Here is a 13,052-nt window from a genome sequence, read left to right as displayed (position 1 = left end):
GCACACCGACAAAAGCACTTCACCCCCCCGATGACGACCACCTCCCCCGCCAAGCCAGCCCGCCGCACGCCCCGCGCCCGCACCGGTGCCCGAGCCAGCGCCGAATCCCGTATCGTCCGCAGCATCGGCGAGGCGATTGCCGACCGCCGCCTGCCGCCCGGCACCAAGCTGACCGAGGAAAGCCTGGCGGAGGCCTTCGGGGTCAGCCGGGAACGGGTGCGCAAGGTCCTGCTTCTGCTGGCGCAGCGGCGGGTGGTGACGCTGATCCCCAACCGCGGCGCCTTCGTCGCCAAGCCGACACCGAAAGAGGCACGCGAGGTGTTCGAGGCCCGCCGGGTGATCGAACGCGCGATCATGGAACGGTTGGAGCGGATGCCGCGCCCCTTGCCCGACGATGTGTTGGATAAGCTGCGCGGCCATGGCGCGCTGGAGGATGCTGCGGAACTTGCGGCCGACCGAAAGGCGATGATCCGGCTGTCCGGCCAGTTCCACCTGCTGTTGGCGGAATTCGCCGGCAACGCGACGCTGACGGGGATCCTGGCCGACCTGATCGACCGGTCCAGCCTCGCCATCGCGGCCTTCGAACGGCGGTCGTCGCATACCTGCTCCGCCGACGATCACCGCCGCCTGATCGCCGCCCTGATCGGCAACGCGCCGGGCGAGGCGACCGCGCTGATGATAGACCACCTCGACGAGGTCGAGCGTCAGTTGGATCTGGAAGCCAAGGCCGACACCCGGATCGACCTGAAGGCGATCTTCGCCGACGAGCATGAGCCGGCCTGACGGAGCCCAGGTCAGGAAACGCGAAAGAGCCCCTCTCCCCTTGCCGGGCTTCAAGCGATTGCCCGGCAACCTCCAATCAAACCCGCATGCCGGCCGACAGGTTCAGCGTATCCTGGACGATTGGCCTTTCAGTGGTATCATGCCGGCCCCGGAGCACTGGAGTGGTTGCTGATGTCCACCGCCGGTGCCAGCGGGCCGCACCCTCCTGGAGAACGGAACTCCGCTGGAGTTCGTCCGTTCCCACTACCGCGGCGACGCCTATGACTTCGTCGTGGAGCTGTCGCTGGCCTGATCCCTGCGGATCATTCCCTCCCACGCAGAAAAATCCTGACGAGAGCGCGCGATGAAGCCTGCCCTTGATACCCCGTTCCGTGTCCGCGCCATCCTATTCGACATGGACGGCACCCTGATCGATACCAGGGGTCCCGTGGAGCGCTCCTGGCGCAGATGGGCCGCCCGGCACGGGCTGGATCCCGACGCCATCCTGGCCGTCTGCCACGGCGTCCGCAGCATCGAGACCGTCCGACGCTTCGCCCCCGCCGGTTCCGACATCGACGAGGAGGTGCGTCTGGTGGAGGAGTGCTACATCAGCGACACCGAAGGCGTGCGTGCCGTTCCCGGCGCTCTGGAGCTTCTGCAATCGCTGCCCCGCCATCGCTGGGCGGTGGTGACCTCCGCACCGCAGGGCATGGCGAGACAGCGGATTGCTCAAGCCGGCCTGCCCCTGCCCGACCTGCTGATCGGCGCCGACAACGTCACCCATGGCAAGCCCCACCCCGAAGGCTACCGCACCGCCGCCGAAAAGCTCGGCTTCGACCCGCGCGAGACCGTTGTGTTCGAAGACGCCCCGGCCGGCCTGGAAGCTGGCAACGCGGCCGGTGCGCGGGTGATCGGGCTGACCACCACGCTGCCGGCGCATGAATTGGGCGAGAATTTGTGCCTGCCCGATCTGACGGCGCTGCGGGTGCGGGTGGACGAGGATGGGTTGGAGATCGTGGCGGTGGGTGGGTGATCCTTGCGGCGTTAGACCCCCACCTCAAGCCCCCCGCCACTCCCCCTCCACCCAGGTCCCGCGCACCGTCAGGTCCGGCCGCAGCAGCACCAGATCCGCCCGCCAGCCCGGCGCGATCCGCCCACGCTCGCCAGCCATCCCCAGAAACTCCGCCGGATAGAGCGAGGCCATGCGCAGGGATTCCTCCAGCGGCAGTCCTATCAGTGTCACCGCATTGCGCACCGCCGTCGCCATATCCAGATCGGCGCCCGCCAGCGTGCCGTCGGCCAGCACCAGCCGCCCATCCCGCCGGTAGATCGTCCGGCCGTTCAGTTCGAAGCGATCCGCGTCGGTGCCCGTCGGCGGCATGGCATCGGTCACCAGCATCATCCGCCCGCGCGGCCGGGCCGTCAGCGCCGCGCGCATCATCAGCGGATGGACGTGATGCCCGTCGGCGATCAGCCCGCACCAGGGCCGCCGGTCGGCCAGCGCCGCGCCGGCCGGGCCGGGCTGGCGGTTGGCGATGCCGGGCATGGCATTGTAGAGGTGGGTCACCCCGCGCACGCCGAGGTCGAAGGCCGCCACCACCCGTTCCGCACTCGCCATGGTGTGCCCGACCGACAGGATCACCCCGGCAGCCATCAACTGCGACAGGGCGGCATCCTCCACGCATTCCGGCGCCAGGGTCAGCAGCACCCGGCCGCCCGGCATGCGCGCCGGCAGGCCGCCGATGAAGTCCAGATCGGCCCCGTCCGGTGCACGGACGAATCGCGGATCATGGGCGCCCACCCGCTGCGGGCTGATGAAGGGCCCCTCGAAATGGATGCCCAAAACTCCGCTGCCCGGCTGCGCCACCGCCGTAACCGCTGCCTCGGCGGCGGCGCGGTGACATTCGGGCGTGTCGGTGATGATGGTCGGCAGCAGGCCGGTGGTGCCGAACCGCCGGTGCGCGGCGGCGATGGCGAGCGTCGCCTCCGGCGTCGGCCGCTCGTTGAACAGCACGCCGCCGCCGCCATTGACCTGGATGTCGATGAAGCCGGGAGCCAGCAGGTCGCCGGCCTCCAGCGTCACCGTCCCGTCAATGTCGGGCGGAATGCGGCCGGGGGCGACGATGTCGAGGATGCGGCCATCCCCGACCAGCAGGCTGCGGCCGTCGAGAATGGTCTCGCCCGTGAAAATTCGGGCGCCGGTCAGGAGTTGTCGCATCAGACGGTCTTCGTCACTTTGGCGAGGTTGGGCGGGCTGTCGGGATCGATGCCGCGGGCCAGCGCCAGTTCATAGACCGCGCCGTAGAAGCTCTGCAACGCCGCCAACGGCGCGGCCTCCGGCACCAGATCCGGCAGGCTGGGCAGCAGCGTGGTTCCGGCAATGCCGCTTTCCGTCGTGGCGACGGCGGCTCCCAGCCCGACGATGCGTTCCACCACCGCGCGGGTGTGCGGCTCCGCCGCGTCGGCCTGGGTCAGCGCCAGCACGGGGAATCCCGGACCGACCAGCGCCAGCGGGCCGTGGACGACCTCCGCCGCGCTGAAGGCCTCCGCATGCAGGCGGCAGGTTTCCTTGAATTTCAGCGCCATCTCCAGCGCCGCTCCGAAGCCGACGCCGCGCCCCAGCACATAGAGGTTCCGCGCATCGACGAGCGGCATCAGCGCCGGTTTCCAGTCCAGCGCCTTCGCCGCCTCAAGCGTTTCCGGCAGACCGGCCAGTGTGGATTTCAGCGCCGGGTCGCCCTGCCAATGGGCGACCAGTTGCAGATAGGCGGCGAGCGAGGCAATGCAGGATTTGGTCGCGGCGACGCTGCGCTCCGGCCCGGCCGACAGCGGCAGGCAATGGTCGCACAGGCCCGCCAGCGGCGAGTCCTCCGCATTAACGAAGCCGACCACCAATGCCCCGCCGGCCTTCGCCGATTCCACCAGCCGCAGCAGGTCCGGGCTACGGCCGGATTGCGAGACCGCGACGAACAGCGCGCCCTCCAGGCTGAGCTGCCCGCCATAGACCGAGGCGATGGACGGCCCGATGGAAGCCACCGCCCGGCCCATGCGCGTTTCGATCAGGTATTTGCCGTAGGCCGACGCATGGTCCGAACTGCCGCGCGCGCAGGTAACGACGAAGCGCGGCGGATGACGGCGCAGCCGCTCCCCCAGTTCGGCGAAGCCGGCGCCGCAACTTTCGATCTGCCGGGCCACCGCGGCGGGCGCCTCTGCCGCTTCCGTTGCCATCAGAGGGGGAGTTCGGGGCGGCTTCTGCTCTGTCATGTCGGCGCTCGCGATTGACTGGCATGGATACCGATGTAAGACCTTCTTGGACCGGGGGCCAGCGTCCCTTGGCGGAATCGCATCTCTGCCCCCAATCGCATTAAGCGACAGAAAAGCGGCGCGACCTGGAAGGGCCGCGCCGCATGACGGAACCAGTCGAATACCAGATGCGACGCGCACTATTCGGCGGCGCGGCGCCCGCCCGGCAGCAGGCCGGTCAGCGCGCCGGCCAGCGCGTCGGCGTCGTTGCCGACGATCAGGTCGAGGCCGTTGGCGCCCAACCCCATCACGGCACGGACGCCGGCCCGCTTCAGCGCCTCGGCATTCGCCTTGCCGGCATCGGTCAGTTCGATCCGCAGACGGGTGGTGGCGAAGGCGGCAAGCGTCTTGATGTTGCCGGTGCCGCCCAGCGCCTCGGCGATGCGGGCGGCGCGGTCGGTCGGCAGCGGTGCCGCCGCCGCGGTGGGCGCGGTTACCGGCGTGGCGGAAACAGACGCCGCGCCGACGGCCGGACCGTCGGCTTCCGATCCGGCCGTGCGCAGATACTCCTGCATCTCCGTCTTCAGATTCTCCGACAAGGTGCCGAACACCGCCTGCACGCTGTCGCGCACCCGCAGGATGCCGGAAGCGCCCATGCTGCGCAGCTTGCCCTCGTCGACGCGGGCCGGGTCCTGGACCACCACGCGCAGGCGGGTGATGCAGGCATCCAGGTTGGAGATGTTGCCGCGCCCGCCAAAGGCCAACACCAGGTCGCGCGCCCGCTCGGTGCCGGTGGCGGCCATGGCGCCACCCTCCGTCGCATCCTCGCGGCCGGGGGTCTTCAGGTTCAGCGCCTGGATGGTGTAGCGGAACACCACATAGTAGATCGCCGCATAGACCGGACCCAGGATCAGCACCAGCCACCATTTCTGCGAATAGGGGCTGAGCACGTTGAACAGCACGAAGTCGATGCCGCCCTGGGAGAAGGTGAAGCCCATATGGGCGCCCAGCGAGTTCATGATGAACTGCGAGGTAGCCGCCAGCACCGCATGGATCAGGTACAGCACCGGCGCCAGGAACAGGAACGAGAATTCGATCGGTTCCGTGATGCCGGTAAGAAAGGAGGTGAGCGCCGCGGAGATCATGATGCCGCCGACGCGCACCCGGTTCTCCGGCTTGGCGGCATGCCACATGGCGATGGCCGCGGCGGGCAGGCCGAACATCTTGAACAGGAAGGCGCCGGACAGGATGCCGGCGGTGGGGTCGCCGGCGAAATAGCGGGCGATGTCGCCATGGACGATCTGGCCGTCGGCATTCTGGAAGGACCCGATCTCGAAGAAGAAGGGCACGTTCCAGATATGATGCAGGCCGAAGGGGATCAGCAGGCGTTCGACGAAGCCGTAGATGGTCGCCGCCAGACGCGGATCGTTCACCGCCGCCCAGTGCGAGAAGCTGTTGATGCCGCCCTGGATCGGCGGCCAGATCACCGACAGCACGACGCCCAGCACGATGGCGGCCAGCGCGGTGATGATCGGCACGAAGCGCTTGCCGGCGAAGAAGCCGAGATAGGCCGGGAGAGCGATCTTGTAGAAGCGGTTGAACATCGCCGCCGCCAAGCCGCCGGCCAGAATGCCGCCGAACACGCCGGTTTCCATGGACTTGATGCCCATGATGGTCTTGGGCTCCATCCCCCAGACCCCGGTCATCACGCCCAGCGTGGCCAGCATCACGATATAGCCGATGGTGGCGGCGATGGCCGACACGCCGTCATTCTCGGTATAGCCGAGCGCGACGCCGATGGCGAAGATCAACGGGAGATTCCCGAAGATCACGTCGCCCGAATTCTTCATCAGCATCGACAGCAGCGGCGGCATCCACTCGAAATTCGCCGCGCCGATGCCCAGCAGCAGGCCGGCGACGGGAAGCACCGCCACCGGCAGCATCAGCGATTTGCCGATCTTCTGTAGAAACGCAAAGGGGTTCAAGGCCATGGCGGCTCTCCCGCAATTTGTCCGGCGGCGGCAACATCGTCATCCCCGGACGGGAATACAACCCGCAAGGGGGACAGGTTTCACGACATAGGCGACATAGCTTGTCAGGCAAGGCTTGAGGCTTATCCCGGATGCGCAAGGCCGGGCGCGGATTGGCCGTAGGCTTCCGCCTTTTCCGGACAGGAAGTTTCGATAATCTATAGCGGGAATTGCGCTTGGGCTATGCGGCGTCTGCGCGCATACAAACGATCCGGTAGCCGTGAGACGATGACGGCCGTCCGACGCGAAGGCGCCCGCAGGGGTCGATGCGTTAAGAATGAGGACCAACCAATCATGACCGCGATCACGCTTGCAGCACCGCTGGCCGGATGGGCCATGCCGCTGACCGAGGTTCCCGACCCCGCCTTCGCCCAGGGGCTCGTCGGGACCGGCATGGCCATCGACCCGACCGTGAACGAGTTGCGCAGCCCCTGCGACGGCGTCGTGCTGTCGGTTCACCGCGCGCGCCACGCCTGTACCGTGCGCGCCGCCAGCGGTGCGGAGGTGCTGCTGCATCTGGGCGTCGACACCGTCGGGCTGAACGGCGAAGGCTTCACCGCCCATGTCCGCGACGGGCAGGCGGTAAAGGCCGGCGATCCGCTGATCAGCTTCGACATGGATCTGGTGGGAAGCCGGGCGCAGAGCCTGGTCAGCATGATGGTCGTCGTGAATGACGGCTTCACCGTCGACGGCCAGTCCGTCAACCGCGAGATCGCGGTGGGCGAGCCGGCGATGACCATCCACGGCGGCAGCGGCGCCGATACCGTGGCGCCCTCCTCCGCCGCCGCTCCCGACTCGGACGAAACGGGCGAGCGCGGAGTCGTCCTGCCCATCGCCAACGGCCTGCATGCCCGTCCGGCTGCAGCGCTGGTCGCCGCCACCAAGGCCTATCCCGGGACCGTCAGCATCCTCTGCCGCGACCGCAGCGCGAATGCCAAGAGCGTCGTCGCCCTGATGGGGCTAGGCACCGTGCTGGGCGACCGGCTGACCGTGCGCGCCGCGGGCCCCGGCGCCCAGGACATGGCGGAGAGCATCGCCGTGCTGATCGAAGGCGGGCTGGGCGATCCGGTCGTCGACGGTGCCGCGGCACCGGCCGCGCCGGTTGCCGCCACACCCGCCGCCCCAACGGCCGCCCCTGCGGCCCAACCGGCGGAGGAGGAGGTCGGCCCGCCCTTCGCCCCCGGCGAGGAGGTGCTGCTGAAAGGCACCATCGCCGTGCCGGGACAGGCGGTGGGATCCGTCGTACGCCGCTTCCGCAGCGCCGTGCACGTGGCGGAGGAGGGCGCCGGACCGGCGGTGGAAGAGCCGCGGCTGCATCGGGCGCTGGACAGCGTGATCGCGGAGCTGGGCCGGTCGGCCGAGCGGATGCCGGAACACGCCGCCATCTTCCAGGCCCACCGCGAACTGCTGGACGACCCGGAACTGCTGGACGCCGCGCTCGCCGACATCCGCGCCGGCAAGAGCGCGGAATGGGCCTGGCAGCGGACGGCGCGGCTGCAGGCCGATGCGCTGGCGGCGCTGGCCGACCCGCGCATGGCGGAGCGGGCGGCCGACCTGCGCGACCTGGAACAGCAGGTGCTGACCGCGTTGGCAGGCAAGGCGCCGAGCGTCGGTCTGGCGGAGCTGCCGGCCGGCAGCATCGTGCTGGCCGACGAAATCCTCCCCTCCGACCTTGCCGGCGTCCCGGCGGGGCGGCTGGCGGGCATTGGCATGGCGCATGGCGGCCCGACCTCCCACGCCGTCATCCTGGCCGCGGCGCTCGGCGTTCCGACCGTGGTGGCGCTCGGCCGGCAGGCGGAACGGGTGCCGGACGGCGCCCCCGTCGTGATCGACGGCAACCGCGGCGAACTTCTGGTCTTCCCGCCGGAAGATATGCTGGAGACCACCCGGACCGCCGTCGCCGCCCGCGCCGCGCGGCGCGAGGAGAACCGCCGCACCGCCGGCGAGGAGTGCCGCATGGCCGACGGCACGCGGATCGAGGTGTTCGCCAATCTGGGCCGGGTCAGCGACGCCCCCGGCGCGGTGGTCGAGGGGGCTGAGGGCTGCGGCCTTCTGCGCACCGAATTCCTGTTCCTGGAACGCCAGTCCGCACCCACCGAGGACGAGCAGCACCGGCAGTACCAGCAGATCGCTGACGCGCTGGAAGGCCGTCCGCTGGTGATCCGCACATTGGACGTCGGCGGCGACAAGCCCCTGTCCTACCTGCCGCTGCCGAAGGAGGAGAACCCGGTGCTGGGCCTGCGCGGCGTCCGCGTGGGCTTGCGCGAACCGGAGCTTCTGCGTGCGCAGATCCGCGCCATCCTGCGGGTGAAGCCGGCGGGTGCCTGCCGCATCATGGTGCCGATGATCGCCTCGCCGTCGGAACTGCTGGCGGTGCGCAGAATGGTGGACGAGGAGCGCGAGAGGCTCGGCCGTGCGGAACCGATCGAGCTTGGCGCCATGATCGAGGTTCCGGCCGCGGCGCTGATCGCCGACCGCATCAGCGCGGTGGCCGATTTCCTGTCCATCGGCACCAACGACCTGACCCAGTATGTGCTGGCGATGGATCGCGGCAACCCGCATGTGGCGGCCCAGCTGGACGCCCTGCATCCGGGCGTGCTGCGGCTGATCCGCCTTGCCGTGATGGGGGCCAAGACCTACGACCGGACGGTCGCGGTCTGCGGCGGCTCCGCCTCCGACCCGATGGCGGCGCCGTTGTTGATCGGGCTTGGCGTGACGGAACTGTCGGCCACCCCGGCGGTGATCGCCGACCTGAAGGCCTTCATCCGCACCCTGCGCATGGAGGACTGCCGCCGCGTCGCCGAAGCGGCGCTGGCCACCGACAGCGCCGACGAGGTCCGCCGGCTGGTGGCGGAGACCTGGCCGGCGATCTGACGCCGGACTTGTGCTCGATAGGTCTGCAACCGAAAGGCCGGCCGCCCCTTCCCGGGCGGACCGGCCAGGGCACCCGGCAGCGGCTTCGGCCACGGCAGTGGTCACGGCGGTGCCGGTGGCGGAGTTCGCTGAAGCTCTACAGCGCCAGTCAGCAATCTCGGATTGCGTTAGCGACCTTTTGAAAGTGACTGAAGGCATCGCGGCCTGTTCTTTGCTCCTTTATTCGAAATTGCCGCAAAATCTGCTGACCTTCGTCGCAGAGCCTGCTGCGGCATTTTGATCCACACATTTGATATGTCTGCATTCTCGAAATTATCTGCGTTAACATACTAGTATATCAACGTCGAAGGAATGCCCCCGCAGAGGGAAGAGTCCAATTTTCAATAAGGGCTGAGCCGGGTCGAACGCTCGGCTTCCTTTGTTGTCTTTGGTTTGGGCCATGGACCACGTCGAAATTCCCCGACCGCTCGGGCCCGGCCACCTTCCGGGCTCATGTCGGCCGGCGTTATGGCCGCTCCCTCCGCACGGGCCGGAACTCTTCGCATAGACAGGACCTGATCATGATCACGCTCCTTCCGCGGCTGTCGATCCGCGCCACGCTTGGCCTTGTCGTCGCCGCGCTGGGCCTGCTGCTGATCGCCACCAGCACCTACACGATGATCGACGTGGTGAACCGGACGCGCACCGCCGACAGGGTCGCCACGCTCAGCGAGACCAGCCGCGAATTGCTGCGCACGCTGCTGGCCATCCGGCTGGAGCGCGGGCTGGTCGGACCGGCGCTGGGTGCCGAAGGGCAAGCCGGCGACACCGAACTCCGCGAGATCGCCGCGAACCGCGAGACGGCGGAGGCCGGCTACGCCGCCATCGCCGCCAAGCTGGGCGGGCTCGACCTTCCCGGCCTGCCGGCTGCAACGGAAAAGCTGCGTAGCGCTCACGATACGCTTTCCGCCCTGCGCCGGCAGGCCGATAACGCCCTCCGGCAGGGCAGATCGGCACGTGATCCGGCGGTGGCCGCAGCGTGGGCGACGGCCCCGGTCGCCTATCTCGACGCGCTGACCGCCGCCACCGACCTGCTGGACGCGTCGCTGAAGCTGGCCGACCCGATGGTCGATCACCTGCTGGGCATCAAGCGCGCCGCCTGGAACACCCGGCTGAATGCCGGCGGCATGGCACTGCGCATCCAGACCGCGGTCGCCACCGGTCAGGCCTGGACCCCGGCAGACGCGCAGGCGGTGGCGGAGGCCATCGGCCGCACCGCCCAGGCCTGGACCCTGGTGACGGAGGCCGCCGCCCGCACCGACACGCCGGACGCCATCCGCAGCGCGGTCGAGAAGGCCAAGGTGAATTTCGAAGGCCCGCTGGTCGAACAGCGCAAGGCGGTCCTCGCAGCACTCGCCGAAGGACGCAAGTCGCCGGTGGAGATCGGCACGATGCGCCAGCAGGACACCACCAGCCAGGGCTACATCGTCGACGCCGCGCTGGCCGCGGTGGACCGGATGGTCGCCCGTGCCGATACGCAGGCGGCACATGCCACGCGCGACGCCGTCATTGCCGGCCTGCTGGTGGTGGCTGCCATCGTGCTGACCATCGTGGGGCTGGTCGTCGCCAAGCGCCGGGTGAGCGACCCGATCCGCTCCATGACCGATGCGATGCGCCGTCTGGCCGACCGCGATTTGGCGGTGGCGATCCCCGGATTGGACCGCAGCGACGAGATCGGCGGCATGGCCGCGGCCGTCACCGTGTTCCGCGACAGCATGATCACTGCCGACCGGCTCGCCGCCGAGCAGGCGCGCGAACAGGCCGCCAAGGAGAAGCGCGCGGCCCATCTGGAAGCGCTGATGCGCGACTTCGACGCCAAGGCGATGCACATCGTGGAGACCGTCGCGTCCGCTGCCACCGAGATGCAGGGCACCGCCGGGGCCATGTCCACCACCGCCTCCCAGGCCAGCGAGCAGGCGACCGCCGTCGCCGCGGCGTCCGAACAGGCATCCGCCAACGTCCAGACGGTGGCCTCGGCGACGGAGGAACTGTCGGCCTCCATCCTGGAGATCGGCCGGCAGATCGCCGCCTCCACCCGCATCTCGGGCGAAGCGGTGACCCAGGCCGAACAGACCGACGCCACCATGCGCGTCCTGGTGGAGGCGGCCGACCAGATCGGCCATGTGGTGGAGATGATCAACACCATCGCAGCGCAAACCAACCTGCTGGCGCTGAACGCCACCATCGAGGCCGCCCGCGCCGGCGAGGCCGGCAAAGGTTTTGCCGTCGTGGCCGGCGAGGTGAAGGCGCTGGCCAGCCAGACCGCCCGCGCCACCGATGAAATCCAGGCCAAGGTGCGGGAGATCCAGCTCGCCACCGGCGGCGCGCAGGCGGCGATCCAGGGCATCGGCCAGACCATCGGCCGCATCAGCGGGATCACCACCACCATCGCCGCCGCCATCGAGGAGCAGGGTGCCGCTACCCGCGACATCGCCGGCAACGTGACGGAGGCAGCGCGCGGCACCACGTCGGTCTCCTCCACCATCGTCGGCGTCAACCATGCGGTGCTGGAAACCGGCTCCGCCGCCACCGAGGTTCTGGACGCCGCCAGCAGCCTTGCCCGCGAAGCGGAAACCCTGCGCGGCGAGGTCACGTCCTTCATCACCGCGGTGCGCGCGGCGTAACCCTTCCTGCCAAGGCGGGTCATGGGCGGTATTAGGGGCGGTATTAGGGGCGGTATCAGGGGCGGCTGGCCCGCTCCCTGCCCGCCCCCGCCAGCATGGTTTCCTGCACCGCCATCACCGCCGCCCCGATCACCGCGGCACTCTCCACCTCTGGCACATACTGGATGTCGAGATGCCGGGTGGAGAGGGCGAGCGAGCGCTGATAGACGCTCTGCCGGATAGAGGCCAGCAGAAGCGGGCCGATCCGGGCGACGCCGCCGCCGATGAAGATGTGCGACGGGTTGAAGAAATTGACCACCGCGGCCAGCATCCGACCGATATGGGCGCCGGCCCGCTGGACGATGGCGTTGGCGGCTGCGTCGCCCGCCCGGCTGGCATTGCCGAGATCGACTGTGGTGAGCGCGCCGTTCCGTTCCAGCAGGTCCATCAGCCGGGGGCTTTCCCCGGCACGGGCGGCCTCTTCCGCCATGCGGGCGATGGCCGGGCCGGCCGCCATCGCCTCGACACAGCCGGCATTGCCGCAACGGCAGAGCGGTCCCTGCGGATCGACGCAGATGTGCCCGACGTCGCCGGCCGAACCGTCCCGTCCGCGATAGACCATGCCGTGGCAGATGATGCCGCAGCCGATGCCGGTGCCGATCTTGATAACCAGGAAGTTCTGAATCTGGCCGCGCAGGCGCCAATGGGTGCCCAGCGCCATGATGTTCACGTCGTTGTCGACGAAGACCGGAGCGGCATACTCCTCGGCAAGACAATCGCGGATCGAGAAGCTCTCCCACCCCGGCAGCAGCGGCGGATTGACCAGCATGCCGCTGTCGAAGGCGACCGGCCCCGGCACGCCGACGCCGATCCCCAGCACCTGCGCAGCGCCGATGCCGCAGCGCTCCCGCGCGTCCCGCAGCAGATCTCGCACGCGTGCGAACAGGGCGGCCGGGCCGTCGCGGACATCGGCCGGTTCCGACCGGTGGTCCAGCACCGTCATGTCCGGCGCCAGCAGTGCGACGTCGACGCTGGTGGCGCCGATGTCGATCCCCGCCAGCACTCCCATGCGGTGGCTCAGCCGCAGCACCTCCGCCCGCCGCCCGCCGGACGAGGGCTGCACCCCGCCCTCTTCGATCAGTTCACGCCCGATCAGGCTGGATATCGCGAGGTTGGCCTTGCTCTTGGAGAAGTCGACGGACGAGGCCAATTCGCCGCGCGACAGCCCGCCCGACCAGAACAGCCGCTCCAGCATGGCGCGCTCGCCATCCGACAGACGTTGCCAGTCAACCATCGACGAATGCCTTCCCGAACTGGTTCTGCCCCCTCCCCATCCCTCCCCCGCTTCGCGGGAGAGGGGGTAGGAGCCTTGTCCGCGTAACTTGAGTGCAAGACGGCGGCAGTTCCCTCTCCCGCGAAGCTGGGGAGGGGTAGGGAGGGGCCACCTGACGACGCCCCACCTCACCTCCCTACCACATCCACCCCACTTTTGCCAAATTAT

9 protein-coding genes are annotated in these 13,052 nt (G+C 69.2%); 5 read left to right on the top strand and 4 right to left on the bottom strand.

Annotation, left to right across the window (positions count from 1 at the left end):
* Positions 1–30 precede the first annotated feature (30 nt).
* Positions 31–783, top strand: coding sequence for a GntR family transcriptional regulator (locus tag FZ983_RS13860; RefSeq protein WP_149224114.1), 753 nt, complete (start codon positions 31–33; stop codon positions 781–783).
* Between the two features lie 343 nt (positions 784–1,126).
* A complete protein-coding gene (locus FZ983_RS13850; RefSeq protein WP_149224113.1) occupies positions 1,127–1,795 on the top strand; it encodes an HAD family hydrolase in 669 nt (222 codons plus the stop codon).
* A gap of 24 nt (positions 1,796–1,819) precedes the next feature.
* On the opposite strand, the gene nagA is transcribed toward FZ983_RS13850, so the two are convergent.
* From nagA to ptsG, 3 genes are all read right to left on the bottom strand, one after another.
* On the bottom strand, positions 1,820–2,980 hold the full coding sequence (nagA, locus tag FZ983_RS13845) for an N-acetylglucosamine-6-phosphate deacetylase (RefSeq protein WP_149224112.1): 1,161 nt from the start codon (positions 2,978–2,980) through the stop codon (positions 1,820–1,822).
* A complete protein-coding gene (locus FZ983_RS13840; RefSeq protein WP_149224111.1) occupies positions 2,980–4,026 on the bottom strand; it encodes an SIS domain-containing protein in 1,047 nt (348 codons plus the stop codon). Before FZ983_RS13840 ends, nagA begins: the two co-directional genes overlap by 1 nt.
* A 179-nt stretch (positions 4,027–4,205) precedes the next feature.
* The gene (gene ptsG, locus FZ983_RS13835; protein ID WP_149224110.1) at positions 4,206–5,996 is read right to left on the bottom strand and encodes a PTS glucose transporter subunit IIBC; all 1,791 of its coding nucleotides are present in this window, start codon (positions 5,994–5,996) and stop codon (positions 4,206–4,208) included.
* A 333-nt stretch (positions 5,997–6,329) separates the two neighbouring features.
* On the opposite strand from ptsG, the gene ptsP reads away from it, so the two are divergent.
* The 3 genes from ptsP (at position 6,330) to FZ983_RS13825 (ending at position 11,572) form a co-directional block, all read left to right on the top strand.
* On the top strand, positions 6,330–8,909 hold the full coding sequence (gene ptsP / locus FZ983_RS13830) for a phosphoenolpyruvate--protein phosphotransferase (RefSeq protein ID WP_149224109.1): 2,580 nt from the start codon (positions 6,330–6,332) through the stop codon (positions 8,907–8,909).
* Positions 8,910–9,024: 115 nt separating this feature from the next.
* Complete coding sequence (locus FZ983_RS34065; protein ID WP_188092322.1) at positions 9,025–9,189, top strand: hypothetical protein; 165 nt, start codon at positions 9,025–9,027, stop codon at positions 9,187–9,189.
* 280 nt (positions 9,190–9,469) lie between these two features.
* Complete coding sequence (locus FZ983_RS13825; protein WP_149224108.1) at positions 9,470–11,572, top strand: methyl-accepting chemotaxis protein; 2,103 nt, start codon at positions 9,470–9,472, stop codon at positions 11,570–11,572.
* A 55-nt stretch (positions 11,573–11,627) separates the two neighbouring features.
* On the opposite strand, the gene FZ983_RS13820 is transcribed toward FZ983_RS13825, so the two are convergent.
* Positions 11,628–12,845: an ROK family protein gene (locus tag FZ983_RS13820; protein WP_149224107.1), complete on the bottom strand. Its 1,218-nt coding sequence runs from the start codon at positions 12,843–12,845 to the stop codon at positions 11,628–11,630.
* Positions 12,846–13,052 lie beyond the last annotated feature (207 nt).

Source organism: Azospirillum sp. B21, from assembly GCF_008364825.1.
GTDB lineage: Bacteria > Pseudomonadota > Alphaproteobacteria > Azospirillales > Azospirillaceae > Azospirillum.
Note: the sequence above shows the minus strand (reverse complement) of the source record. Positions and strands in the feature narration are given on the sequence as shown.

Coding starts and splice junctions, on each gene's coding strand:
- FZ983_RS13860 (WP_149224114.1), top strand. CDS start 31: ATGACGACCACCTCCCCCGCCAAGCCAGCCCGCCGCACGCCCCGCGCC.
- FZ983_RS13850 (WP_149224113.1), top strand. CDS start 1,127: ATGAAGCCTGCCCTTGATACCCCGTTCCGTGTCCGCGCCATCCTATTC.
- nagA (WP_149224112.1), bottom strand. CDS start 2,980: ATGCGACAACTCCTGACCGGCGCCCGAATTTTCACGGGCGAGACCATT.
- FZ983_RS13840 (WP_149224111.1), bottom strand. CDS start 4,026: ATGACAGAGCAGAAGCCGCCCCGAACTCCCCCTCTGATGGCAACGGAA.
- ptsG (WP_149224110.1), bottom strand. CDS start 5,996: ATGGCCTTGAACCCCTTTGCGTTTCTACAGAAGATCGGCAAATCGCTG.
- ptsP (WP_149224109.1), top strand. CDS start 6,330: ATGACCGCGATCACGCTTGCAGCACCGCTGGCCGGATGGGCCATGCCG.
- FZ983_RS13825 (WP_149224108.1), top strand. CDS start 9,470: ATGATCACGCTCCTTCCGCGGCTGTCGATCCGCGCCACGCTTGGCCTT.
- FZ983_RS13820 (WP_149224107.1), bottom strand. CDS start 12,845: ATGGTTGACTGGCAACGTCTGTCGGATGGCGAGCGCGCCATGCTGGAG.